The organism is Dokdonella koreensis DS-123, assembly GCF_001632775.1.
Classification (GTDB): Bacteria; Pseudomonadota; Gammaproteobacteria; order Xanthomonadales; family Rhodanobacteraceae; genus Dokdonella; species Dokdonella koreensis.
In genome coordinates this window covers 2,883,909-2,908,210 of record NZ_CP015249.1, presented here as the reverse complement: position 1 = coordinate 2,908,210, position 24,302 = coordinate 2,883,909, and the positions used below count along the sequence as shown (strand labels likewise).

The window sequence follows — 24,302 nt, the reverse complement described above, 5'->3', positions numbered from 1 at the left end:
TAAATGACCCGCCGAGAAGTATGGCTCTATTCTATACGCATTCGCTGCTAAGGATTTTTCTTTCTCGAAATTTAATGCGAATACTTAATGTAGTGCTTGGTATTGCAATTATCTATTTGGCATTTGATTAGTCAGTGGGGGCGTAGTGCGCGCCGGTTGACGAGACACAAGCGAAGTTCCTAGCCGTAGTACGCAGGCACGGCGTCGAGCCATCGACGCGGCGCGGGCGCAGGGTAGGGTGTCTCGCCTCCGGTCCGAGGATATGAACATGAGCACGCTGGACCCGCCGGCGGTGGCCGGCCACTACCTGCTTTCCGAGGACGCCTACGTGGCGCTGATGCAACTGCGTGAGCGCGTGCGCCTGCTGGCCCTGCTGGCGGCACCGCGGTCGGCGGCGGACGACCGGCCGGAGACCACGCTGGCGATCCCCATCCCGGCGCTGGCCGAGAACTTTCAGCACCTGCTGCGGGAGATCGATACCTGCGTGAAGGGCGCCGGCTGGCGTCCGGCGTCGCGCTGAGCGGGTGCAGGCTACCGACGCCGGTCTCGCCAAAGGTGGCACGATGGCGGCGCGACGCCTGCATGGCAGGCCGCCAGCCCGAGGTTTGGGGGATGAGCGGACGGCCGATAGCCGTGCGCGGACCCGCAGCCAGCCGTGGATTTCTCCGTGCCGCCGACCGCTGTCAGTCTGGCCCGCGTCCCATCTGCCGCAGCCAGCGGAAATGCGACCGGACGCTTTCGCGCAGCGTGGGATGATGCCGGTAGCGGATGCCGAACTCGCGGCAGGTTTCCTCGACCAGCGGCGCGAGGGCGGGATAGTGGAGATGGCAGATGCGCGCGAACAGGTGATGCTCGACCTGGAAGTTGAGGCCGCCGGTCAGTTCGGTCAGCAGCCGGTTGTCGCGGGCGAAGTCGACCGTGCTGCCGACCTGGTGGACAGCCCAGGGAACGGGCATCGCCTGGGTATCGGCGGGCGGCACCGGAAACTGGGCGCCCTCCACGAGGTGCGCCAACTGGAATACCAGTGCCAGCAGCAGGCCGGTGACGGCGACGGCGATCAGGTAGGTGAGTGCCACGATGCCGGGGGGATGGAAGGCCAGCGGCAGCACGAAGGCCAGCGTCACGAATGCGACCTTGCCGCCGATCAGCAGGGCGAGGTCCGCACCGCGCGGCCGCGGGAACGGGCGGTCGCCGATGCGGCCGGTGATGAGGTCGCGGAAGTCGCCGTAGAAATGCCAGCGCAGGGCGGTGAAGCCGTACAGCGCCCATAGATAGATGTGCTGCCAGCGGTGGAACGACCGGCGTCGCTGGGCCGGCGCCAGACGCGCAAGAATGCCCAGGTCGATGTCGCTGTCGTGGCCGGCGATATTGGCGTAGGTGTGGTGAAACACGGTGTGCTTCCAGTGCCACACGTACGAACTGCCACCGATCAGGTCCAGCGTGGCGGCCATCGCGCGGTTGATCCAGCGATGGCGCGAATAGGCCTGATGGCCACCGTCGTGCTGGATGTTGAAGCCGATCTGCGCGATGGCGATGCCGAGCACCACGGCCAGCAGCAGGCCCTGCCACCAGGTGGGCGAGGCGAAGACCAGCAAGCCATAGCTGAGCGCGAAGACGGCCAGGATCAGCGCCGTCTTGGCGTACATCCACGGAACGTCGCGTGGGCGGCGGCCGCGGGTGCTGAAGTAGGCGTCCACGTGGTGTTGCAGGCGGTTCTGGAAACGCCGGTCGCTGTCGAACCGGAGTCGCGCGGCCGGTGCCGCTGCTGCAGCGGATACCCCGCCGAGCAGCGTCGGCGGTGGGGATGGCATGGCGAGATCCTGGAGGAAGGCCGCTCCATGATAGGCGGTTACGTGTGAGGCGGCTGTTACGGCCAGCGATGGGACATGCGGAGCCGCTACGGCGAGGGGTGGGGACTCCCGCGGTTCCCCGTCAGGGCCCGCGGTCGGCACTCTGGACACCGCTTCTGCAGGGGGTGAAGTGCGGGTTTTTGACACGAATCGCTACGGTCGGGAGCGTGAGCGTCGGAGTGCGCGAACCCCGGTTTCAGCGGGAAGGCGCCAAAAAGCGCATACTTGGCGCTCGCCAGATGGCAGGACGACGTGCATCACACCATCCTGTTCCAGTTTCGACTGAGCAGCAGCCAGAGCATCGGGCCGAGGGCGCTGCGCAGGCTGTGGTCGCGGGCCTGCCAGTCTGCCGACGTCTCGGTCCAGCGCGAGATCCGGACCCTGGGATTCGGCAAAAGTGTCCCCACGTATGCGCTCTGCGGGCCGTCGCGGCTGGACGATCTGCCGGTGATCGAGGCTCGTCTTCGCCATTTGCTGGCCGAATCGGGCCTGGTGGCCACCTTCTCCACGGTCCGCCCTTCGTAGGCGGCCGCCGCGCGGTGCGCGGCTTCTCCTTTTATCCCAACGGCGCGAGGCCGACATGAGTTATGACATCGGCATCGGCAATTGCAGGGCCATCGAAGGCGACGCAGTCGTCGTCCAGCTCGATAGCGTGATGGTGAACCGGCTGGCACCGGCGGCGCCGTGGCGCAAGTCCGGCACCAGCACCCTGACGCTCAGCCGGAAGCTGTGCAGCGCACAGCGCAAGCCGGCCGTGGGCGAGGAGGTCTACCTGGATCGTGCGGCATTGTCGAAGACGGCGCCCGGCAAGCTGGACCTGGCCGGTGACGGCGTGCAGAAGGTGGTGGACCTGCGCCTGCTGCTGGACAACCTCGATCCGCTGCCGGCGCCCACGCCGGCGGCGAAGGGCCGTTCCTCGTTCGGCCGCGCGCTCAAGTAGGTAGCGGGACACGGTCCATCCTGGGGCAGGGGAGAGCGGTCCCGGGGCAGAGAGCGTTTCGATCGCCCCCGGTGTGCGGGGCCGGCTGAACAGGTGGTTTGCGCGGGTGTGACTACCGCACCGCCAGCGGTGTGCCGTGGCGACGCCATCACGCCGCAGAAGACCCGACAGCCGTCCGCCGTCAGGCGCGCCGGTGTGCGGGGCGCTTCCCCACCCCGGGCCTTTGCGTTCGGTGGTACGGCCCGCCGGACCATGGCGGCCGGGCACCGCCGGCCTGGCAGGCCGGCGTCAGCGGCCCCTGAGCCGCAATTTTGAACAACTGTCACAGTGGTACTTTTCCACGCCTGATCAACGATGTAGACGTTCTGTTTCCGTGATCTACTGGCTGCCTTGCGAGGGGCGGGAGAGCGGCGATGAAACGCGGTATCGGGACCTGGTTGGCGGACCTGCCGATCAGCGCGAAGACGTTGCTGGGGTTCGGATTGGTGCTGGCCACGTTCGTGGTCACCTGTCTGATCGTGCTGTTCACGCTGGGGCGTGCCGAGGAGGTGCGGGAGCTGCGCCAGCAAAGCGTGGCGACGATCGAGCAGGTACTGGTCACCACGCGGCTGATGCGCGAGGAGGAGGTGGCGCTCAAGAACCACGTGCTCGTCGGTGGGCCGGAGCAGGAGACCGCCTACCGCGAGGCGGATCGGCGCTTCAAGGAGCAGGTCCGGACCCTGGCACTGACGGTGGCCGACAACGCCGCGCAGACCCAGGACGTGCAGCGGGTGGCGCAGCTGGAGCGCGACTGGACCGCAGCGTCCGACGCGATCGTGGCCGGGTTGCCCGCATCGGACTCCGAGCGCGCGCGCTACGTGCAGGATGTCGGTCGCTCGGCGATCGCGGCGCTTTCGCAGACGGTCGCCCCGATCATGGAGGGGCTCGATGCGGTGCTCGACGCCGAGCGCGCCCAGCTCCAGACGCGCACGACCGACCAGAACCGCCTGGAGCAGCTGACGCACCTGATCCTGTTCGCGATGCTCGCGCTGGGCCTGATCGTCGGCTGGGCGGCGGTGCGCCTGTCCACGCGCCTGCTGGCGCGGCCGGTCAGTGACCTGACCGAGCGCATGTCGCGCCTGGCGGCGAACGATCTGGCGGTGGAGGTGCCGAGCCAGGAGCGCCGTGACGAGGTGGGTGCGATCGCGCGGGCGCTGGAGGTGTTCAAGCAGGCGGCGATCGCCATGCGCGACCAGTCCTGGGTCAAGACCCGTGCGGCCGAGATCACTGCGGCGCTGCCGGAGGCGGCCACGCAGCAGGCGTTTGCCGATACGCTGATGTCGCAGCTCTCCACGCAGATCGGCGCCGGCGTGGGCGTGTTCTACCTGCTGTCCCAGCCCGACCTGGACGTGCGCCCGGACGCTGCGCCGACGCTGGAGCTGCTCGGCAGCTACGGCTTCCGCCAGCGCAAGCACCTCCAGACCCGCTGCGCGATCGGGGAGGGGCTGGTCGGCCAGTGCGCGCTGGAGCGCAAGACGATCGTGCTCGAACCGGTGCCGGAGGACTACATCCGTATCCACTCGGGCCTGGGCGAGGCGCCGCCGCGTAGCGTCATCGTGCTGCCCCTGCTGCTGCGGACCGAACTCCTGGGCGTGCTCGAGTTCGGCAGTTTCCAGCGCTTCACGCCGGTGCAGCAGGCCCTGCTGGACGACCTGCTGCCGGTGGTGGCGCTGTCGCTGGACAACCTGCGCCGCGCGCTGCGCACGCAGGATCTGTTGGGGCGCACGCAAGCACAGGCGCGGGAGCTGCAGGCCTCGGAGGAGGAGCTGCGGATGCAGCAGGAGGAGCTGGCCGCGACCAACGAGGAGCTGCAGGGCAAGACCGTGGAGCTGGAGGAGCACTCCCAGCGATTGCGCGCGTCCGAGGAGGAACTGCGCGTGCAGGCCGAGGAACTGCAGGCGTCCAACGAGGAACTGCGCCAGAAGACCGACACGCTCAACGAGCAGAAGAAGGTGCTGGAAGTGCTGCAGCAGGAGACGCTGCAGAAGGCCGACGAGCTGGCGCGTGCCAGCCAGTACAAGTCCGACTTCCTCGCCAACATGTCGCACGAGCTGCGCACGCCGCTCAACAGCCTGCTGATCCTGTCGCGCACGCTGGCCGACAACGAGCAGGGCAACCTCAGCGTCGACGAGGTGGAGTCGGCTCGCGTGATCCACGAGTCGGGCTCGAACCTGCTGCGCCTCATCAACGACATCCTGGACCTTTCGAAGATCGAGGCCGGCAAGATGGAGGTCAGTCGCGAGGATATCCGGCTCGCCGGCTTCGCGCAGAGCCTGCAGCGGCAGTTCCGTCCGATGGCGATCGAGAAGGCGCTGGAGTTCGAGATCGTCGTCGGTCCGGACCTGCCCGAGACGATCCACACCGACGGGCCGAAGCTGGAGCAGATCGCGAACAACCTGCTCGGCAACGCCTTCAAGTTCACGCGCGTGGGCCACGTCCGCGTGCGCATCGAGCCGGCCGGCGACGCGCTGCTGGCGCGCGCCGGCATGGTAGGGCCGGCGGTCGCGCTGGCGGTGGACGACACCGGTATCGGCATCGCGCCGGACCAGCTCGACCGCATGTTCCAGGTCTTCGAGCAGGCCGACGCGAGCACCAGCCGCCACTACGGCGGCAGCGGCCTGGGCCTGGCGATCACGCGTCGGCTGACCGATCTTTTGGGAGGCGGCATCCTGGTCGACAGCGTGCCCGGCGAGGGCAGCACCTTCGTCGTGGTGCTGCCGCAGGCCGTGGCCGCAGACGAGGTGGCGCGGGCGCCTGAACCGGTGGCGCACCCGGCCCCGGCGCGGGTCGCGGCGCCGCCGCGGCGGCCGGCGCCCGCGCCGCTGCCGGCGCCATCGGTGCCGTCGGCCGCCGAATGGATCCCGGACGACCGCGACCTGATCCGTCCCGGCGACACCGCCATTCTCGCGATCGAGGACGATCCGGCGTTCGCGCGGATCCTGGTCGACCTGATTCGCCGCAAGGGCCATCGCGCGCTGGCCGCCGGGGACGGCGAGAGCGGCCTGGACCTGGTCCGGCGCTATCGCCCGACCGGCGTGCTGCTGGACGTGATGCTGCCGGGCATGGATGGCTGGGGCGTCATCGAGCAGATGAAGGCCGATCCGGACCTGCGGGCGATCCCGGTGCATTTCATTTCGGCGGTGGACGAGTCGGCGCGCGGCGAGGCGCTGGGCGCGGTCGGGTTCCTGACCAAGCCGGCCGACCGCAAGGCGGTGCTGTCGGCCTTCGACAGGCTGCTGCAGCACGCCGAGCATCGCGTGCGGCGCGTGCTGCTGGTCGACGACGACGAGGACTCGCGCCTGGCGATCATCCGCCTGATCGCGCACGACGGCGTCGAGGTGGTCGAGGCGATGAGCGGCGAGGAAGGACTGGACATGCTCGGCGCCGGCGGTTTCGACTGCGTCGTGCTGGACCTCGGCCTGCCCGGCATCTCCGGCTTCGACTTCCTCGACATCGCGGCCGGCCGCGGCGGCCTGCCGCCGGTGGTGATCTACTCGGCGCGCGAGCTGTCCAGCGAGGAAAGCGTGCGCCTGCGCCAGCACACCGACAGCATCGTCATCAAGGGCGCGCGCTCGAACGAGCGCCTGCTCGACGAAGTCAGCCTGTTCATGCACTCGATCCGCCCCGCCGGCAACGGCGTGGTGCGCGACATCGATGCCGGCCTGAGCGGCCAGACCGTGCTGATCGTGGACGACGACATGCGCAACATCTTCGCGCTGTCCAAGACGCTGCGCGCGCGCGGGCTCAACGTGGTCATGGCGCAGGACGGCCACAAGGCCTTGCGCCAGGTGGAGGAGAACCCGGCGATCGACATCGTCCTGATGGACATCATGATGCCCGGCATGGACGGCTACGAGACGATGCGGCGCATCCGGGCGCTGCCCAGGCACGCCAAGTTGCCTATCATCGCGGTCACGGCCAAGGCGATGCAGGGGGACCGGGACAAGTGCCTGGACGCCGGCGCCAGCGACTACCTCGCCAAGCCGGTGGACATCGACAAGCTGCTGTCGATGATGCGGGTCTGGCTGCAGGCGTGAGGCGATGCGGGGACGGGCGGACATCGAGGACATCGAGATCGACCTGTTCGTCAGGGCGATGCGGATGCGCCACGGCTACGATTTCAGCGACTACGCCCCCGCGTCGCTCAAGCGGCGCGTGCTGGGGCTGGTCCACAGCACCGGCAGCGCCCACATCGGTGACCTGACCGCGCGCGTGCTGCGCGACGACCGCCTGGTCACCGACGTGGTCTCCGGCCTTTCGGTGCCGGTGTCGGAGATGTTCCGCGACCCGCCGGTGTTCCGGGCGCTGCGTGACGAGGTATTGCCGCTGCTGGCGTCCTATCCGGTCGTCAACATCTGGCAGGCCGGCTGCGCGTTCGGCCAGGAGGTCTACTCGCTGGCGATCCTGCTGGAGGAGGCCGGTCTCTACGAGCGCGTGCAGATCTACGCCACCGATTTCAGCGACGTGGCGCTGGCGCGCGCGCAGGAAGGCATCTTCCCGGTGCGCGACGCACGGGCCTACTCGGAGAACTACCTCGCGGCCGGCGGCCGCCGCTCGCTGGCCGACTACTACCACGCCCGCTACGACTTCATGAAGTTCGACGAGCGGCTCAAGGCGCGGATGACCTTCGCCAACCACAACCTGGTCTGCGACGGCGTGTTCTGCGAGGCGCATCTCATCCTGTGCCGCAATGTATTGATCTACTTCAACGACCAGTTGCAGGACCGGGTACTGCGGCTGTTCCGTGACAGCCTGGTCCGGGGCGGGTTCCTCTGCCTGGGCAGCCGCGAGAACCTGGAGCTGGCTGCCAGCGCGAGCGACTTCGCCGCGGTCAACCGGCGTGCACGGATCTACCGGCGGGCGGTAAGGGATCTATGACCGGGCGGCAGGTGCAGGCCATCGTGGTCGGCGCCTCGGCCGGCGGGTTGCGGGCGCTGCACGTACTGTTGCGCGGCCTGGATCGTGCGCTGCCGGTGCCGATGGTGATCGTCAGCCATACCGGATCGAGCGACATGGGGGTGTTCTGCGAGCTGCTTGCCCACTACAGCTGCCTGCCGGTAGAGGAGGCACGCGAACGGGCGCGGCCGCGTGCGGGCGTCGTCCACGTGGCACCGTCCGGCTATCATCTGCTGATCGAGCGCAGCGGGCGGTTTGCGCTGTCGATCGACGCCAAGGTGGGGTTTTCGCGGCCGTCGATCGACGTGCTGTTCGAGTCGGCGGCGGAGACCTGGGGCAGCGGCCTGATCGCGGTGGTGCTGACCGGCGCCAACCACGATGGGGCGGCGGGCCTGCTCCGCGTCCGGCGCCGCGGCGGCATCGCGGTGGTCCAGGATCCGGCAACGGCCGAAGCCGCGGCGATGCCGGAGGCCGCGCTGGCGTTGGCAGGCGCGGACCATTGCCTGCCGTTGGAGGCGATCGCGCCGCTGCTCAACAGGATGTGTCTGGCATGAACGGAAAGCCCAAGATCCTCTCGGTCGACGACTCCCCGGCCAACCTGATGGCGGTGCGCAAGCTGCTGTCGAGGTTCGATGTCGACGTGATCGAGGCGCGCAGCGGCAACGAGGCGCTCGCGGCGACGCTCGACAACGAGTTCGCGCTGATCCTGCTGGACGTCAGCATGCCGGACATGAGCGGCTTCGAGGTGGCCAACCTGCTGGCGCAGGAGCCGAGCACGCGCGAGACACCGATCATCTTCGTCTCGGCGACCTACTCCGACGAGGTGCACCGCCTGCAGGGCTATCACTCCGGCGCGGTCGACTACATCACCAAGCCGCTGGACGAACGCATCCTGCGATCGAAGGTGCAGGTGTTCCTGGACCTCTACCGGCGCGGCACGATGCTGCGGCGTGCGCTCAGCCAGCTGGCCGAGCGCAACGCGCAGCTCGAGCGCGAGATCGCCGAGCGCCGCCAGACCGAGGCCGAGGTCCGCCACCTGGCCAGTCACGACCATCTGACCGGCCTGCCCAACCGCCGCCATTTCATGGACGTGCTGGAGCGGGCGGTCGCCCGCAGCACGGCCGAGTCGGCGTCCTGCGCGCTGCTGTATTTCGACGTGGACGGCTTCAAGCCGATCAACGACCAGCACGGCCACGTGGTCGGCGATGAGGTGCTGCTGCGGATCGCCGAGCGCCTGCGCGGCTTCTTCGGCGACGGCTCGACCGTGGCACGGCTGGGCGGCGACGAGTTCGCGATCGTCATAGAGGACATCGCCGACGCCGCCGCCGCCACCGCGCAGGCCGAGCGCGTCGCCAGCTGCCTGAAGACACCGCTCGCGGTCGTATCGGCCGATCACCAGCGTTCGCTGACGCTGGAAGTGCGGGTCAGCATCGGCATTGCCGTGTGTCCGCAACACGGGCGTGACGCCGATGGCCTGATCCGCGCCGCCGACCAGGCCATGTACGTGGCCAAGCGCGCGCGCAGTGGCCGCAGCGTGATCGCGCCGCCGCCGACCCCGGTCGAATGAGCCCGCGCATCGCGCTGGCCACCGCGCGCGCGGCGCGCGGCCTGGACGAGGACATGGCGCCGCTGCTGGCTGCACTGCAGGCCGCCGGCGCCAGGCCCAGCGCCGTGGACTGGGACGATCCGTCCGTGGACTGGGCCGCTTTCGACCTGGTGCTGCCGCGCTCGACCTGGGACTACAGCGAGCGGCTGCCGGCCTTCATGGACTGGCTGGGCGCGGTCGGCGCCTGCACGCGGCTGCTCAATCCGGTGCCGGTCCTGCGGTGGAACATCGACAAGCACTACCTGGCGACGCTGGCCGCCGCCGGGGTCGCCATCGTGCCCTCGCGTTTCGTCGAACCGGGCGACGATGCCGCCGCTCACCTGGATGCGCTGCTGGCCGCCCATCCGGCGAGCGCGGACGTGGTCGTCAAGCCCGCCGTGGGCGCCGGCTCGCGCGACGCCGAGCGGCATCCGCGTACCGCGCGCGCGGCGGCGCTCGCGCACATCGGCCGCCTGCTGGCGGCCGGCCGCAGCGCGCTGCTGCAACCCTACCTCGACGGCGTCGATGCGCGCGGCGAGACCGCGCTGGTCCACTTCGACGGCATCTTCAGCCACGCCATCCGCAAGGGGCCGCTGCTGCACCGCGCGGCCCCGGCCACGCAGGCGCTGTTCGCGGCGGAGGACATCCGCGCGCGCGCGGCCGACGCGGACGAACAGGCCCTGGCGCGCCAAGTGCTGGCGGCGCTGCCGTTCGACAGTGCCCCGGTCTATGCGCGCGTGGACCTGATCCGGGCCGATGACGGCACGCCGTGCCTGCTGGAGCTGGAGCTGATCGAGCCGTCGCTGTTCCTCGACCATGCGCCCGCGGCGGCGGCACGCTTCGCCGCGTGCCTGATGCGCCACCTGGCCCGTTAGCCGGGGCGATGCCGTGGTGGACGGCACGCCACGGCGACGCCGCGCGGCCGCCGGTTGCGGGGTATCGGAATCGATGCGGCGCGATGCCGCTTTCGCGCGCGCATCGCGCCGTCGCGCGTGCCGCACACCGTGCCGATGAGCCGTTCGCCTGCGCGCATCGACGACCGTGGTGGTCAAGGATTGACCGATGTGGGTTGACAGCCAGTACTGGCGCGCGCTGCAGGACATCATCCCATAGCTATCCACAGGCCTGTCCACGGCGGCTGTGGAAAAGTCGGATGGCGACGAGGGTGTGTGCGCGCGAGAGAAAGCCTGCGCGGGGGCAGGTCGTGAACGCGTCGCAGAACACTCGCGAAAACGGGGTGGCGCGACGGTGCCGGGCCGGCGCGGTGCCGGCACGGTGGCCTGGCCAGCCACGCCGGTGTCCGGCACGGCGGCATCACATGAGGGCGGCATGGCATCGCCTGGCAGGGCGCAAAAGAGGCCGCGGATGGCGCAGCGGCGGCTGCGGCGACCGGCCGCCGGGTCGCCGGGGGAGGTCCGGATCGTGACGGATCGGTCAATCACGCTACAATGCGGGTCCGCTTCGGCGGGCGCGTAGCCACGAAGGCCAGCCAGCCGCCTGCCAGCGTCCACTGATTTGTCCGAAGGAATTCCCCCACGATGAAGATCCTGGTCGGCTACAAGCGCGTCGTCGATTTCAACGTGCGCATCCAAGTCAAGCCGGACGGCAGCGGTGTCGTCACCGAGGGCGTCAAGCTCTCCGCCAACCCGTTCGACGACATCGCCCTGGAAGAAGCGCTGCGCCTGCGCGAGAAGGGCATCGCGAGCGAGGTGATCGTCGCGACGATCGGCCCGGCCGACGCCCAGGCGCATATCCGCAACGGCCTGGCGATGGGCGCCAACCGCGCGATCCACGTCGTCACCAGCGAGGCGATCCAGCCGCTGACCGCCGCGCGCGCGCTGTTGAAGCTGATCGAGAAGGAGCAGCCGCAGATCGTGCTGCTCGGCAAGCAGGCGATCGACGACGACGCCAACCAGACCGGCCAGATGCTGGCGGCGCTGTGGGACCGCCCGCAGGCGACGTTCGCCTCGAAGGTGGAGGTGGACGGCACGGTGGCGCGCGTGACGCGCGAGGTCGATGCCGGCCTGGAGACGATCGAAGTGGACCTGCCGGCCGTCATCACCTCGGACCTGCGCCTCAACGAGCCGCGCTTCATCAAGCTGCCGGACATCATGAAGGCCAAGGCCAAGCCGATCGAGACGATCGAGCTGGCCAGCCTCGGCGTCGCCTCGGGCGACCACCTCAAGACGACGCACTACGCGGCCCCGCCCAAGCGCAGCAAGGGCGTGATGGTCAAGGACGTGGCCGAGCTGGTCGCCGCACTGAAGACGAAGGGGCTGATCTGATGAGCACGATTCTGATCGTCGCCGAGCATCTCGACGGCAAACTCAATACCAGCACTGCGCGCAGCGTGTCCTGCGCCAAGGCCATCGGTGGATCGATCGACGTCCTCGTGCTGGCCGCCGATCCGGCCGGCGTCGCCGCCGAGGCGGCCGCGATCGAGGGCGTAGCCAAGGTGCTGACCGTCGCCCGCGCCGAGAACGCGCACGCGCTGGCGGCCGTGCTGGCGCCGCAGGTCGCCGCAGTGGCGGGCAAGGGCTACAGCCACCTGCTGCTGCCGTCGACGACGTTCGGCAAGGACCTGGCACCGCGCGTGGCCGCGCTGCTCGGGGTCGCCCAGGTGTCGGACATCATGGCGGTGGAAGGCGTCCAGACCTTCAAGCGCCCGATCTACGCCGGCAATGCGATCGTCACCGTGGAAGCGCCGGCCGATGCGCTGGTGGTCGGCACGGTGCGCACGGCGTCGTATCCGGCCGCCGCCCGCGGCAGCGCCGCGGCACCGGTCGAGACGCTCAGCCTCGACGTGGCCGTGCCGGCGCATACGCGGTTCGTCGGCCTGGCGCAGGGCAAGACCGATCGTCCGGACCTGCAGGGTGCGGCCAAGGTCGTCTCCGGCGGCCGCGCGCTCGGCTCGGCCGAGCAGTTCGAGATCATCTACGCGCTGGCCGACAAGCTCGGTGCGGCGGTGGGGGCTTCGCGCGCGGCGGTCGACGCTGGCTATGCCCCCAACGACCTGCAGGTCGGCCAGACCGGCAAGATCATCGCGCCGGAACTGTACGTCGCGATCGGCATTTCCGGTGCGATCCAGCACCTGACCGGCATCAAGGACGCCGGCACGATCGTGGCGATCAACAAGGACGCCGACGCGCCGATCTTCGAGATCGCCGACTTCGGCCTGGTGGGCGACCTGTTCAAGATCATCCCGGAACTCGAGCAGGCGCTCTGATCGCCCTTTCGCATCGCGCCTGCTGACGCCGCCGGTCCCGGATCGGCGGCGTCGATGAGGTTCCGGTGGGTACGCGGCGCGGGCAGGGCCGGCGGCCGGCGGGTTCAGCGCTCGCGGATGCCGGCGGCGCCGGCATCGGTCGTGTCCAGCCGTCAGGTACCCGCCGGGAGCGTGGCGTCCTTGCAGGTGTTTTCCGCGTCGTCGCAGGGCGCGCAGTCGTCGCAATCGACACAGTCCTCGCCATCGGCACAGCCGGCTTCTTCGCGGCAGGCGGCGCAGCCGGCACAGTCCACGTCTTCGCAGGGCGTGCAGTCGCCGCAGTCCGTGCAGTCCTCGCCGTCGGCACAGCCGGCGTCCTCGCGGCAGGCGGCACACTCGGCACAGTCCGCGTCGTCGCAGGGCACGCAGTCGTCACAGTCCGTGCAGTCCGCGTCGCCGGCGCAGCCGGCGTCCTCGCGGCAGGCGGCGCACGTCAGGCACGCCTCGTCCGTGGCGACGTCCGCGTCGTCGAGCAATACGACAGCGGGTTCCTCTCCGGCGCGTTCCGGATGCGCGGCCACGAACGCGACGCCGGCTTCGTCGGCCGCGGCGATGCGCGCCTGCGTCGAGGGGTGGCTGGACATCCAGGCCAGGCCGGCATCGTCGGGGACTTCCTCGCCGAGCGTTTGCAGCGCGGCCGCGAACCAGCTCGGCGAGACGCCCAGCGCCGCCAGGTGCGCGTGGGCGAAGCGGTCGGCCTCGTCCTCGAACTGGCGCGAGTAGCGGCTCTGCAGCAACACGGTCGGCACCGCGACGACCACGGCGCTGGCGCTCGACACGTCGCCGGCGAAGAACGCCGCGGCGATCGCCACGAACGAGCTGCGCAGCGCCTGGCGCAGCGCGTGGCGTTGTTCCTGGTGGCCCAGCTCGTGCGCGATCACCGCATCGAGCTGGCGATCGTCGCCGAACAGTTCGACCAGCTCGTCGGTGACGATCACCGTGCCGCCCGGCAGCGCCAGCGCATTGGGTCCGATCGACGGCGCGCTGCGGAACAGCAGCCGGTAGTTCGCGCTGTCCGGCAGGCCGGCCGCGAGGCCGGCGAAGCGCTCGGCCAGTTGCGCCTGGCGTTCGGCCGCCAGCGTGCTGGCCTCCAGGTCCGCGCGATCGAGCAGGGCCAGCACCTGCTCGCCGAGCGCGGTCTCGATCCGCGCCGGCAGGTGGGTGGCGATGCGGTCGGCCAGCCAGGGGATGCCCCACAGGTAGCCGGCGACCAGCGATGCCAGGCAGATGACGATCGCGGCCGCGACCGCCTGGTAGTGGCGCTCCAGCCGGTCGACCAGGGTTTCCAGGCGGTTGCGCTGCGGGAACAGGCGATCCAGCCGCGGGTGGTCGGCCAGCTGCAGGCGCGCGCCGTCGGGGAAGGCGATCGTGCGTGAGGTACGTGCCAGCCGCGGCGTGATGCACAGCTCGGCCAGCGCCTCGCGGCGGTCGATGCCATCGCCCTGGACCGCCAGGCTGCCGGGTGCCGGCTGGGTCAGTTCGACCGCGTGGCGCAGGCCGGTACGGCCGTCGAAGTAGTCGCCGCGCAGGGCGAGGTCGGGGCGGGTCATAGGCCGATGTCGATGTCGAACAGGCTGTCCACTTCGGCCGCGGTCGCGCCGACGTCCTCGCCGCGCTCGGCGACGAAGGCGGCCAGGCTGCCGGCCACCAGCAGGTTCAGGCACTCGGCGCGGTAGCGGGCCAGGCGCACCTTGGCCCACGGGATCAGCAGGCCCGCGCTGGCCAGCACCGCCGCGGTATTGCCGGCATACAGCCACAACAGGCGCCGGCCCTGCAGCCGTGACTGGAACCGGTGCGGGCCGATCGTGGTGTGGTTGTAGACCAGGTTGCCGAGCGCGGCGGCCAGGAACACCCAGATCACGAAGTAGCCGCCGTAGAACACCGCCATCCAGCCGAAGATCAGGCCCATCGCCGGCTCCTTCGCCGAGGTGCCGCTGGCATGCAGGGCGACGGCGACCGCCCCGAGCAGCAGGCTGGCGGCGAAGATCCAGGCGGTCATGACGGCCCAGGCGATCAGGTACGGCGGATAGAAATGGCCCGGCCGCGCGTCGAAGGCGAACCAGTGGCCGCCGAAGCGGTGGTGCTCGACCAGGAACGCCTTCTGCTTGGCCTTCACGTACGGATAGAGCAGGCCCAGCGTCAGCAGCAGCGGGATGTAGAGCAGCAGGTAGCGGATGTAGGCTTCGGCATAGTCGGAGACGAAGCGGAAGCGCAGGCCGCGCCACGACGAGTAGCGTGCGCGGAACGCGGCGCCGCGCACCAGCAGCCACGGCGTCAGCAGGGCGACCAGCAGCGCCAGGCCGAGCTGCAGGGCCAGGCTGAACTGGCCGGCGATCACGTAGGCGCCGAACAGCGCCACCGCGATGAGCCGCCCGACCAGGATCGGCAGCGGGCGCGCCAAGTACTCGAACGGTACGTCGTCCAGGCGGGTATTGCCGTAGAAGTAGCGCTGCGTGCGGACCTTGGCCCAGGCCGAGTAGAGGCCGAGCGTGACGATGCTCAGCGCCAGGTTGACGATCCAGATCCGGAAGTACTCGCCGGCCTGCCCGTCGAAGCGGAACGGGTGCGGTACCGGCGGCGGCGCGCCCGGTGCCGCGGCGATCAAGGGTTCTGCTGGAAGCGGTGGCAAAGCCGGCAGCTCGCCGGGCGAGGCGATCGGTGGATCGTGCATCCGTGCCGGGGTCCCCTGGAGTACGTTAGGCGCCAAGCCTACCCGATCGGCGATGACGGTTGGAGGACCGACCGCTGCACGGCCGGTGACGAACGATCAGGCCGGCGTCGGGTACGGGCACGCGCCGGTGACGGCCGCTTCGGCCAGGCGGCCGCGATAGAACGCGATCCGCTTGCGTCCTTGGTGCAGGTCCACGCGCGCAACCGGCACCAGTCCGTCGACACGCCGGCACAGGCCGGCCAGCCAGTGCACCTGCTCGCGTTCGCGCCCGGCGGTTTCCTCGACCGCGAGCAGTACCGTGCGTGGGCCCAGTGCGTGCAGGGCCGCTTCGTCGCGTTGCCAGATCGCCAGCTGGCGCGCCCGGCCGTGCTTGGCGTTGAGCGGGTGGTCCAGCACGTAGACCGGTCGCGCGCCGGCCAGTTGGAAGTCCAGCTCGGCGGCCAGCATGAAGTTGTCGGCCACCAGCAGCGGCGCAGCGCCGCCCGGCTCGGCCAACAGGCGCCGCAGGCTCGCGCCGGCTTCGTTCCAGCCGATGAAATGCTCGGGGAATGCCTTGTGCTCGCGCAGTACGGCGGCACCGGCCGGATGCGCGGCCAACGCCAGGTAGGTGTAGGCCGCCAGGCTGCCGAGCGCGGCGCCGGCGGCGGCCAGCGCCAGCACCGGCGTGGCGAGTCGTCGCGAACGCGCCCGCCAGCGCTGCGTCGCCAGCGGCAGCAGCGCCAGCAGCGGCAGATACCCCGGCAGCGGCCAGTGCACGCGGAAGCGCTCGCTGTCGGCGAACAGGCCGAGCAGGAAATAGCCACCGAGGACGCTGGCCGCGAAGGCCAGCGCGGCACCGGGGCGGTTGCGCCCGGGCTGGCGCAGGCCGCCGGCCAGCACCGCCAGCAGCAGGCCATAGAGCAGCGGCGTCACCAGCAGGGCCTGCTCGAGCGGCTGCGCCAGCGCATCGGCGTGGAAGCGCCAGGGATGGCGGTCGACGGCCTGGAACTGCAGCACGCCGGCACCGACCGCCGGATCGAAGACCAGCACCGGCAGCAGCCCGGCCAATCCGAGTCCGAGCGCCGCCCACAGTCCCGGGCGACGCCACAGGCGGCGGCCATCCGCGCAGGCGACCAGGAAGACCAGTCCCGCCAGCCAGAGCATGCCGGCGCGCAGATGGGCCAGCCAGGCCAGCGCCAGCAGCACGCCGAGCCAGAGCCAGTCACGCCGGCGGTCCTCGCGGGCGGCGCGATCGAAGCGGTCCAGCGCCAGCAGCGCCAGGGCCGTCAGCGGCACGTCGGGCAGGGCCAGCACGCCGAGCGTGCCGGCGAGCGGCATCGCCAGGGTCCACAGGCCCGCCTGCCAGCCGATGCCGGCGTCGCCCGAAAGCCGTCGGGCGTAGCCGGCGACCAGCCACGGCAGTGCGAGGCCGATCAGCAGGAACGGCGCGCGCATCGCCAGCACGCCGTGGCCGAACAGGCCCTCGCCGGCCGCGATCAGCCAGGCGGTCAGCGGGGGCAGGTCGGTGTAGGACCAGGCCAGGTGGCGGCTCTCCTGCCAGTAGAACGCCTCGTCGACGAACGGGGCCAGGGTCGCGGCCAGCGCGATCTTCACGACGGCGGTCGTGAACAATGCGACATGGAACACGGTCTCAAGGCGCCGGTGTTCGTTGCGCCCCGCCGCGGTCGCTACACTGCCGGCAGGCAGGCCCCGCATGTTCGTGTCCAAACCGGTACCCGTTCTCCGATGAAGCTGATCGATTCGCCGCCGCTCCCGACCTCGCCCGAAATCCTGCGCGATGCGCTGGCACGCGCCACCGCGCAGGTCGATACCGTCCTGCTCGGCAAGATGCGCGAGGTGCGCCTCGCCTTCGTCTGCCTGCTGGCCGGCGGCCACCTGCTGATCGAGGACCTGCCGGGCGTCGGCAAGACCACGCTGGCGCATGCGCTGGCGGCGACCCTCGGCCTGAGTTTCCAGCGCGTCCAGTTCACCAGCGACCTGCTGCCGTCGGACATTATCGGCGTCAGCATCTACGAGCGCGAGCCGGGCCGGATCGACGGCGGGACGTTCCGCTTCCACCCCGGCCCGCTGTTCACGCAACTGCTGCTGGCCGACGAGATCAACCGCGCCACGCCGAAGACGCAGAGCGCCCTGCTGGAGGCGATGGCCGAGGAGCAGGTCACCGTCGACGGCCGCAGCCATCCGCTGGCGACGCCGTTCTTCGTCGTCGCCACGCAGAACCCGCTGGACCTGGCCGGCACCTACCCGCTGCCCGATTCGCAGCTGGACCGGTTCATGCTGCGCATGGGCATCGGCTATCCGGACCGCGCCGCCGAGCAGGCGATGCTGGCCGCGCCCGACCGTCGCGGCGCCCTCGACGCGCTGCAGCCGTGCCTGGCCCCCGAGCAGGTGCTGGCGCTGCGCGCCGCCTGCGCCGCGCTGACGGTCAGCCGGGCACTGATCGAGTACGTCCACGCGCTGCTGGAGGCCAGCCGCAGCGATCCGGAGATCCGCATCGGCCTGTCGCCGCGCGCGGGCCTGGCGCTGCTGGCCGCGGCGCGCGCACATGCCTACCTGGCCGGCCGGCCGCAGGTACTGCCGGAAGACGTGCAGGCGGTGTTCGAGGTGGTCGCGGCGCACCGCCTCGCGCCGGCCAGCCATGCGCGCGGCGACCGCGACGTGCTGGCGCGGCGGCTGCTGGAAACGACCCCGGTACGCTGACGATGGGCCGGGCGACCTCGCGCATCGCGGCCTGGCGCGGGCGCCTGCTGGCCTGGGCCGAGCGCACGCTGCCCGCGCTGACGCGCCTGCGCAGACCCGAGGCGCTGCCGATCCTGCTCGACCGGCGCCGGATCTACGTGCTGCCGACCGGCTACGGCCTGGTCTTCGCGCTGCTGACCGCGGTCATGCTCACCGGCGCACTGAACTACGGCAACAACCCGGCCCTGCTGCTGACCTGCCTGCTCGGCGGTGCCTGCTTCGTCAGCGTGTTCGTGGGCTTTCGCGCGCTGTCGGGCCTGCGGCTGGTGCAGGTCCGCGCGCGCGCGTGCCACGCCGGCGAGGCGATGCCGGTGGAGCTGGTCTTCGCAGCCGACGGCCGCGACCGCCTCGGGCTGCGCCTGTCGGCCGAGGCGGCCGAGACCGTCTTCGCCGCCGACCGCGATCGCGCCGCCGCGACCGTGCTGGCCGTGCCGACACGCGAGCGCGGCTGGTTCCGGCCCGGTCGCGTGCGCGTCTCGTCGTCGTTTCCGTTGGGCATGTTCACGGTCTGGAGCTGGATCAACCCGGATGCGAGCCTGCTGGTCTACCCGCGTCCGGAGGCCGATCCGCCGCCGCTGCCGCGCGCCGGCGACCGCCAGGACGGCCGCCTGGCCGGCAGCGCCGAGGACGAGCCGGCCGGCCTGCGCGACTACCGCGAGCACGACCCGCCGCGGCGCATCGCCTGGCGCGCCTCGGCGCGTCACGCGACGCTGCTGGTGCGCGACCACGAACGCCAGGGCGGTACGGCGGTGGTGCTGGACTATCACGCGGTGGCGGGGCTCGATCACGAAGCGCGCATCGGCCGCCTGACCGCCTGGGTGCTGATGGCCGAGGCCGCGGGCGAGGCCTATGCCCTGGCCGTCCCCGGCCGCACGATCGGCCCCGCGCTCGGCGCCGGCCACCGCGCCGAGTGCCTGCGCGCACTGGCGCTGCTGCCGGCCGCATGAGCACCGCCGCCGAGACCGGCCCGCGGCCGGACACGCGCCAGTTCGACCTGCTCTGCCTGTCGGTCGCGGTCGCGCTGCTGCCGCACCTGGCGCGCCTGCCGCTGTGGCTGGGGCCGCCGCTGCTGCTCCTGGTCGGCCTGCGCTGCTGGCTGCGCCGGCGCGGCCGGTTCGCGGTCAGCAGCTGGCTGCGCGTGCCGCTGGCCGGCCTGTTGCTGCTGCTGGTCATCGTCGAATACGGCAACGTCTTCGGGCGCGCGCCCGGCGCGGCGCTCGCCTGCGGCCTGCTGGCGCTGAAGCTGCTGGAGACCGAGCGCATCCGCGACGCGCGCGTCGTGGTCGGCTTCGCGGCCTTCGTGCTGATGAGTGCGCTGCTGTTCAATCAGTCCCTGGCGATGACGCTGGCGCTGTGCGCGGCGCTGGTGGTGCCGCTGGCGACCCTGGTGCTGCTGCAGCCGTCGATGGCCGGGCGGCCGCGCGCGGTCGGCACCGCCTTCCGCACCGGCGGCCTGCTGCTGCTGGCCGGCCTGCCGGCGGCGCTGGCGGCCTTCGTGTTGACGCCGCGGCTTTCCACGCCGCTGTGGGGCTCGCCCGGCTGGGACGAGCAGGCGCGCATCGGCCTCAACGAGTCGATGCAGCCGGGCTCGATGACCGACCTGCTGGTCGACGACACGCCGGCGATGCGCGTGTACTTCGACGCTGCGCCACCGCCGCCGGCCGAGCAGTACTTCCGCGCGATCGTGCTCTGGGACTTCGACGGCGCGACCTGGACACGCGGCGAGACGCGCGCCTACCTGCGCCCCGAGCCGGTGGAGGACCTTCGCTCGGTCCACACCTACCAGGTCGTCATCGAGCCGAGCGGACGCCACTGGGTGCCGGCGCTGGACGTGCCGCTCGATGCCCCCGACCAGACGCGCCTGAGCTCGGACCACACCCTCGCCTCGTACGCGCCGATCGCGCAGCCGCGCGAGTTCCGCCTGCGCTCGGCGGCCCGCTATCGGCTGGCGCCGACGCTGACCAGCGCCGAGCGGACGCGGGCGCTGGCCTATCCGGCCGCGTTCAATCCGCGGGCGCTGGCCCTGGCCGCGACCTGGCGCCGCCAGGGCCTGGACGAGACGGCGATCGTGCAGACGACGCTGGCGCTGTTCAATGCCGGCTTCACCTACACGCTGGCGCCGCCGCTGCTGGGGCGCGACTCGATCGACGAGTTCCTGTTCGACACCCGCGCCGGCTATTGCGAGCATTTCTCGTCGGCCTTCGTCTTCCTGATGCGCAGCGCCGGCATCCCGGCGCGCGTCGTCACCGGCTACCAGGGGGGCTGGTGGAATCCGGTCGGCGACTACCTGCTGGTACGCCATTCGGACGCGCATGCCTGGGCCGAGGTCTGGCTGTCCGGCAGGGGCTGGGTGCGCGTGGACCCCACCGCCGCCGTCAGTCCGCAGCGGGTCCAGCAAGGGGCGGCGGCGACCAACCGCGGCCTGGACTGGTTCGGCGGTGAATTCCTGCGCGAGCTGCGCAACCAGTTCGACAGCGTCAACCGGCTCTGGACCACGGCGGTGATCCAGTTCAATGCGCTGCGCCAGAGCCAGATGCTGGGCCGCTTCGGCTTCCCGGACCTGGCACCGGAGCACCTGCTGGGATTGCTGGTCGGCGCAATCGTCGTGCTGCTGGGTGCCGCGACGTACTGGACGCTGCGCAGCGGCCGCCGCGCGCGCGGCGACGCGCTCGATGCGGGCTGGAACCGGCTGCGCGAGCGGTTCGCCCGGGCCGGCGTCACCATTTCACCGCAGCAGGGGCCGCTGGATTTCGGTGCGGCCGTGCGGCGGCGCTGGCCGCAGCCGGGCGCGGCGTTCGAGCAGCTGCTCGCGCGCTATGTCGCCCTGCGCTACGGCGGTGAGCCGTCGGCTGAACAGATACGCGCGTTTCGCCGTGAGGCAGGGAAATTGCGCGTACCATCCGATGTCTGAATCGCTGGCCCGCCGCAACGAATGCCTTTCATGGCACGTCATCGCCACCGGGCCGGACGTTCCCGATTCCCGATGAGGTCAGTGCCATGCGCAATCCACTGTTGATCGCCCTGCTCGGCGCGGGACTGGTGTCCTGCGCGACCGTGCCCAAGCCGCTGCAGGGCCAGTTCACCGCGACCACGCCGGCCGACGGTGCCCGTGGCGGCCAGGCCGGGCAGACGGTGCGCTGGGGCGGCGAGATCATCAAGGTCGATCCCAAGGCCGACGCCACCTGCTTCGAAGTGCTGGGGCGCCCGTTGAGCGACAGCGCGCGCCCGATGGCGCGCGACAGCAGCGAAGGCCGCTTCCTGGCCTGCCGCAGCGGCTTCTACGACCCGGAGGTGTTTCGCCGCGGCCGCGAGGTGACCGTGGTCGGCACGGTCAGCGGCACCGAGACCGGCCGCGTCGGCGAGTACGACTACACCTATCCGCGCGTGGAGGCCTCCACGATCTACCTGTGGCCCGAGCGCACCGTGCGTGCGGCCTATTACGACCCGTTCCTCTACGACCCGTGGTACCGCGGCTGGGGCCCGTGGGGACCGTACGGGTATGGGCCGTACTGGGGGGCGCCGCCGGTGGTGATCGTCAAGCCCAGGCCGGCGCCGCCGCCGAAGGGCGGCTAGACCACACAGCCGCTCGCCGGACCGGGCGTGCTACCGGCGCAGCGGCCGTCGGGTGGATCCGGCCGGGCGGCGAGGGCAGCGGCACCGCGCCGGCGGCGGGGCTAGAACACCCGCGCGTGCAGCGTGATCCAGTCATCCGGCGAGGTCGCGCGCCGGTGATCCAGGCGGATGATGTAGCCCGGCGTCCTGCCGCGCAGCGTCTCGCCGTATTCCAGCGCGGCCATCGCCGCTTTCAGCGGTGATTCGGCGCTCACGGCGCCATTGTCGTCGCAGTCGAACATCCAGCTGCCTTCGCATTCCTTGATCACGATTCTGCGCATGGCGACGACTCCCCCTGAGCGTCAGCGGAGCATGGGCTCCGGCTGGCTATCCTACGCATCGGCCGCTGGCCGGGATGTGGCATGCATCGCAGTGGCCCGCGTGGCGATGGAGTAGCCCTCGCCGGCGCCGGCCGGCCGGAAGGGTATGATCGACCGGCCTTCCGGGGCCGGGGGTGGTACCCGGATGATGGTTTCCGTACGCGCAAGGGGAGGAACGGGCATGGCCGTTCTGATCCAGGCGGTCGCGCTGGGCATGCTGGTGATGCTTGCCGGAACGCTGCCGCGGAACATGTTGTTCGCCGCCAATCTCACCTACCTGCCGGGCCTGCCCTGGGCCGTCCCGCTGGTCGGCGTCTACCTATGGATGTTCTGGCGCTACCTCGGCGGCTGGGGACCGCCGCCCTCGACCGCGCAGCAGCGCCGTGCCTGGCTGCGAGCCCGCCCGCTGGCCGCGCGCGTCTGGATCTGGTCGCTGGTCGCCGGCGGCCTCGGGATCGTGGCCCTGGTGCTGGCATTGCGCGTGGCCAACCGGCTGGTGGCGCTGCCTTCGCAGCAGCTTCCGGATCTTTCGCAGGTGCCCGCTGCCACCGTCGTGGCGCTGCTGCTGGCGGCCGCGCCGGTGGCCGGCATCGTCGAGGAGGCAGCGTTTCGCGGCTACATGCAGGGGCCGATCGAACACCGCTACGGTCCGGTCGTCGCGATCGCCGTCACGGGAACCCTGTTCGCGGTCGCGCACCTGGACTTCACGCTGGTGCTGTGGCCGTACTACGTCGCGGTCGCCGCCGTGTACGGCATGGTGACCTACCTCAGCCAGTCGATCCTGCCTGCGGTGATCCTGCACACGGCGGGCAACCTGTACTCGAACATGGACCTGTGGCTGCACGGCCAGGCCGAATGGCAGGCTTCGGCGGCACCGCCGGCGCTGGTCTGGACACACGGCGCCGATGCGGCGTTCTGGTGGAGCCTCGCGGCCTGCCTGTTGGCGACCGTCGCGGCGATCGGCGCCTACCTGCGGCTGGCCACGGCGGCGCGCAGGGCTTCGACCGCGGACGGCGTTGTCACGTAGCGTGAGGGATCATCGACGGCACGCCATCGGGCATCGCGAGGCGGTTGTCCAGGTGACGCGTCGCAGCGGTCCGAAGAGCGCGTCCCGAAATGCGAAGACGCCGCGGATGTCCGCGGCGTCTTCGCTGCCGCCTGTCTCCCCGAGCCGTATCAAACCGCGAACTTTGAGTCGCGGATTCCCATCAGATCAACGCCAGAGCCCTCCCAACGGGTTCGCAAGCGAGATCGCGACCGTACAGAGCGGATTCGGCTGGCCGACGGTCCGAAGCCAACCTTGAGAGAACGGGCGATGGCTTTTGCACGCGAAAAGGGTGAGGTTCGAACAAAGGATCTGACCGACATTGGCGTTCATCGCTGTTACCTTGCCCGCATGTGCGACGAGGGTTTGCTTGTGAAGGTCGGCTATGGCCGCTACCGGGCCGCTGTACCTAAGGCCGCTTGAAAGAACGGTATGAAAGATCTGCAGCAGTGCAAGATGCTGTGGCGCGTCGGCGTAGGATTGGACATCAGGGCGTAGAAATAGGCAGGTAGGCTGATCCCGGACTAGGTGCCTAGGGCGCGATTTCGGCGGTGTCCTTGCGACGCTCTTTGGCGGCCTGCAAATGCCGCTTTCCCATGCTTCCGGTGCTCACCTACTTTTAATAGGCTGCGCGCCATGTCACGATAAATCACCATTTTCGCCCGCCATCTTCTGAATGGCGATCGGCCCCAGAGCGCGCAGGCACCATCTGGTTGTGCTGCGATTTCAAGCTTCCGCGCTTTGGCAAAAACCCGTGAAAGGCCACCGCAATGACACGGACGTCAAAGCGGCGGCCAAGGTTCAGTCGGTTTTGCGGCGCCAGCAGATGAGCGCGCCATCCTCATCGTCCAGCCGCTCGCCGATCTGAACGAAGCCGTTCCGGACCAGCACGCGTTGCGATGCCGCATTGTCCACGCCGGTTTCCGCCGTCAGCGCGTTGATGCCCGGTGTTCGGCAGGCCCATGTCACGATATCCGCGATTGCGGACGTGGCGAAGCCGCGACCCTGCCGGCTTGGCGCGACCCCATAGCCTATGTCGATCACACCCCCTGCCGGGGCACGAGTGACGGAGCAAAGGCCTACGACCTCGTCACCATCGACGATAAGCCAGGAGGCCGGTTCGAATGCCTCCCGGACTGACGCTGCAACATCAGCCAGCATCTGCAAAACCGGCGGCGGCGCGATGGGCGTATCCGCAAGCCTGAACGCTCCGGGAGCGCGGCCCCGGATTAGCGAGGCATAATCCTCGCAGTTTGTCTCTACGATCATTGTCTCTCTCGATTGAAGGATGGCGACTATAGTGGCATGCCCGCTAAGATTGCTCCATTCCGTGAGCAGCC

General features: G+C 70.4%; 22 protein-coding genes. 16 read left to right on the top strand and 6 right to left on the bottom strand.

All coding sequences use genetic code 11. The features are described 5' to 3' along the window. Window positions 1–268 precede the first annotated feature (268 nt). Window positions 269–520: an XAC0095 family protein gene (locus I596_RS11825; RefSeq protein WP_067648101.1), complete on the top strand. Its 252-nt coding sequence runs from the start codon at window positions 269–271 to the stop codon at window positions 518–520. Window positions 521–683: 163 nt separating this feature from the next. Here the strand turns inward: I596_RS11825 and I596_RS11820 are convergent, their stop codons facing one another. Further along, complete coding sequence (locus I596_RS11820) at window positions 684–1,811, bottom strand: fatty acid desaturase family protein (protein WP_067648099.1); 1,128 nt, start codon at window positions 1,809–1,811, stop codon at window positions 684–686. Window positions 1,812–2,102: 291 nt separating this feature from the next. On the opposite strand from I596_RS11820, the gene I596_RS11815 reads away from it, so the two are divergent. The 9 genes from I596_RS11815 to I596_RS11775 all read left to right on the top strand — a co-directional run bounded on the left by I596_RS11815 (window position 2,103) and on the right by I596_RS11775 (window position 12,536). Next, entirely contained in the window at window positions 2,103–2,375 is a 273-nt protein-coding gene (locus tag I596_RS11815) for a hypothetical protein (RefSeq protein WP_150132129.1), read from the top strand. Window positions 2,376–2,430: 55 nt separating this feature from the next. Further along, window positions 2,431–2,790 carry a hypothetical protein gene (locus I596_RS11810; protein WP_067648091.1) on the top strand — a complete coding sequence of 120 codons (360 nt, stop codon included), beginning with the start codon at window positions 2,431–2,433 and terminating at the stop codon, window positions 2,788–2,790. Window positions 2,791–3,203: 413 nt separating this feature from the next. Then, window positions 3,204–6,866 (top strand): response regulator, encoded by a 3,663-nt coding sequence (locus I596_RS11805; RefSeq protein ID WP_067648088.1) that lies wholly within the window; start codon window positions 3,204–3,206, stop codon window positions 6,864–6,866. A 4-nt stretch (window positions 6,867–6,870) separates the two neighbouring features. Then, the gene (locus I596_RS11800) at window positions 6,871–7,707 is read left to right on the top strand and encodes a CheR family methyltransferase (RefSeq protein ID WP_067648085.1); all 837 of its coding nucleotides are present in this window, start codon (window positions 6,871–6,873) and stop codon (window positions 7,705–7,707) included. Further along, window positions 7,704–8,279, top strand: a complete 576-nt coding sequence (locus I596_RS11795) for a chemotaxis protein CheB (protein ID WP_067648082.1) — start codon at window positions 7,704–7,706, stop codon at window positions 8,277–8,279. The genes I596_RS11800 and I596_RS11795 overlap by 4 nt, the downstream gene beginning before the upstream one ends. Further along, window positions 8,276–9,292, top strand: a complete 1,017-nt coding sequence (locus tag I596_RS11790) for a diguanylate cyclase domain-containing protein (protein ID WP_067648079.1) — start codon at window positions 8,276–8,278, stop codon at window positions 9,290–9,292. Before I596_RS11795 ends, I596_RS11790 begins: the two co-directional genes overlap by 4 nt. Continuing rightward, a complete protein-coding gene (locus I596_RS11785) occupies window positions 9,289–10,185 on the top strand; it encodes an ATP-grasp domain-containing protein (protein ID WP_067648076.1) in 897 nt (298 codons plus the stop codon). The genes I596_RS11790 and I596_RS11785 overlap by 4 nt, the downstream gene beginning before the upstream one ends. Before the next feature lie 663 nt (window positions 10,186–10,848). Then, complete coding sequence (locus I596_RS11780) at window positions 10,849–11,595, top strand: electron transfer flavoprotein subunit beta/FixA family protein (protein ID WP_067648073.1); 747 nt, start codon at window positions 10,849–10,851, stop codon at window positions 11,593–11,595. Beyond that, the gene (locus tag I596_RS11775) at window positions 11,595–12,536 is read left to right on the top strand and encodes an electron transfer flavoprotein subunit alpha/FixB family protein (RefSeq protein WP_067648070.1); all 942 of its coding nucleotides are present in this window, start codon (window positions 11,595–11,597) and stop codon (window positions 12,534–12,536) included. The genes I596_RS11780 and I596_RS11775 overlap by 1 nt, the downstream gene beginning before the upstream one ends. 152 nt (window positions 12,537–12,688) lie before the next feature. Here the strand turns inward: I596_RS11775 and I596_RS11770 are convergent, their stop codons facing one another. The 3 genes from I596_RS11770 to I596_RS11760 all read right to left on the bottom strand — a co-directional run bounded on the left by I596_RS11770 (window position 12,689) and on the right by I596_RS11760 (window position 16,941). Next, window positions 12,689–14,125, bottom strand: coding sequence for a M48 family metallopeptidase (locus I596_RS11770; RefSeq protein WP_067648067.1), 1,437 nt, complete (start codon window positions 14,123–14,125; stop codon window positions 12,689–12,691). Further along, window positions 14,122–15,246 (bottom strand): YjgN family protein, encoded by a 1,125-nt coding sequence (locus tag I596_RS11765; RefSeq protein ID WP_083965545.1) that lies wholly within the window; start codon window positions 15,244–15,246, stop codon window positions 14,122–14,124. Before I596_RS11765 ends, I596_RS11770 begins: the two co-directional genes overlap by 4 nt. A gap of 96 nt (window positions 15,247–15,342) precedes the next feature. Continuing rightward, window positions 15,343–16,941 (bottom strand): ArnT family glycosyltransferase, encoded by a 1,599-nt coding sequence (locus I596_RS11760; RefSeq protein ID WP_150132128.1) that lies wholly within the window; start codon window positions 16,939–16,941, stop codon window positions 15,343–15,345. Window positions 16,942–16,971: 30 nt separating this feature from the next. On the opposite strand from I596_RS11760, the gene I596_RS11755 reads away from it, so the two are divergent. From I596_RS11755 to I596_RS11740, 4 genes are all read left to right on the top strand, one after another. Next, on the top strand, window positions 16,972–17,946 hold the full coding sequence (locus I596_RS11755) for an AAA family ATPase (protein ID WP_067648062.1): 975 nt from the start codon (window positions 16,972–16,974) through the stop codon (window positions 17,944–17,946). A gap of 2 nt (window positions 17,947–17,948) precedes the next feature. Next, window positions 17,949–18,932: a DUF58 domain-containing protein gene (locus I596_RS11750; RefSeq protein WP_067648059.1), complete on the top strand. Its 984-nt coding sequence runs from the start codon at window positions 17,949–17,951 to the stop codon at window positions 18,930–18,932. Beyond that, window positions 18,929–20,896: a transglutaminase TgpA family protein gene (locus I596_RS11745; RefSeq protein ID WP_067651861.1), complete on the top strand. Its 1,968-nt coding sequence runs from the start codon at window positions 18,929–18,931 to the stop codon at window positions 20,894–20,896. The genes I596_RS11750 and I596_RS11745 overlap by 4 nt, the downstream gene beginning before the upstream one ends. Window positions 20,897–20,982: 86 nt before the next feature. Continuing rightward, window positions 20,983–21,558 carry a Slp family lipoprotein gene (locus I596_RS11740; protein ID WP_067648056.1) on the top strand — a complete coding sequence of 192 codons (576 nt, stop codon included), beginning with the start codon at window positions 20,983–20,985 and terminating at the stop codon, window positions 21,556–21,558. Between the two features lie 101 nt (window positions 21,559–21,659). On the opposite strand, the gene I596_RS11735 is transcribed toward I596_RS11740, so the two are convergent. Then, complete coding sequence (locus tag I596_RS11735) at window positions 21,660–21,878, bottom strand: hypothetical protein (protein ID WP_067648053.1); 219 nt, start codon at window positions 21,876–21,878, stop codon at window positions 21,660–21,662. Window positions 21,879–22,098: 220 nt separating this feature from the next. On the opposite strand from I596_RS11735, the gene I596_RS11730 reads away from it, so the two are divergent. After that, window positions 22,099–22,944, top strand: coding sequence for a CPBP family intramembrane glutamic endopeptidase (locus I596_RS11730; protein ID WP_067648050.1), 846 nt, complete (start codon window positions 22,099–22,101; stop codon window positions 22,942–22,944). Window positions 22,945–23,232: 288 nt separating this feature from the next. Further along, a complete protein-coding gene (locus tag I596_RS19345) occupies window positions 23,233–23,385 on the top strand; it encodes a type IV toxin-antitoxin system AbiEi family antitoxin domain-containing protein (protein WP_335340370.1) in 153 nt (50 codons plus the stop codon). Between the two features lie 378 nt (window positions 23,386–23,763). On the opposite strand, the gene I596_RS11725 is transcribed toward I596_RS19345, so the two are convergent. Beyond that, window positions 23,764–24,231 carry a GNAT family N-acetyltransferase gene (locus I596_RS11725; protein ID WP_067648047.1) on the bottom strand — a complete coding sequence of 156 codons (468 nt, stop codon included), beginning with the start codon at window positions 24,229–24,231 and terminating at the stop codon, window positions 23,764–23,766. Window positions 24,232–24,302: the final 71 nt, after the last annotated feature.